The 513-nt window shown below is 69.4% G+C and carries 1 protein-coding gene; it reads left to right on the forward strand.

Features of this window, described 5'->3' with window-relative positions:
• Window positions 1–232: 232 nt before the first annotated feature.
• The coding region (locus G7A99_RS24610) for a DUF2282 domain-containing protein (protein ID WP_163144702.1) at window positions 233–513 on the forward strand (281 nt) is incomplete at its 3' end.

Raw genomic sequence — 513 nt, forward strand, 5'->3', positions numbered from 1 at the left:
CCGGTATCGAGCGCGAATTCCTGCTGATGCATCGACCCTCCCGGTCGTCCACCGCACCTGCGGCGCTGAATGACTGACCCGCTAGGCGCCGCGCACGCGGCTGCTACGCGGAATCCCTTACGTAATGAACCGAATGGGCGCGGCCCGCCGTGCCCACCATGATTACTCCCGAGCGTCGCGACGGCAACGCCGCGGTGCGAAACACCCGACAACGCGCAAGAGGAGACACGTTATGTCCACCACCAACCGCTACACCGCCCTCGGCCTCGCCGGCGCTTTCGCCCTAGCGTTGAGCGGTGCCGCGCTCACGGGCACGGCCGTCGCCGCCGAAAAGGACATGGTCAAGTGCTACGGCGTCGCCAAGGCCGGCCAGAACGACTGCAAGGCCGGCCCCGGGACCACCTGCGCCGGGACCTCCTCGGTGGACTACCAGGGCAACGCCTGGAAGCTCGTGCCCGCCGGCACCTGCGAGTCCATGGCGCTGCCCGGCGGTCGCACCGGCAGCCTCGAGCC

This window comes from Arhodomonas sp. KWT (genome assembly GCF_010993615.1).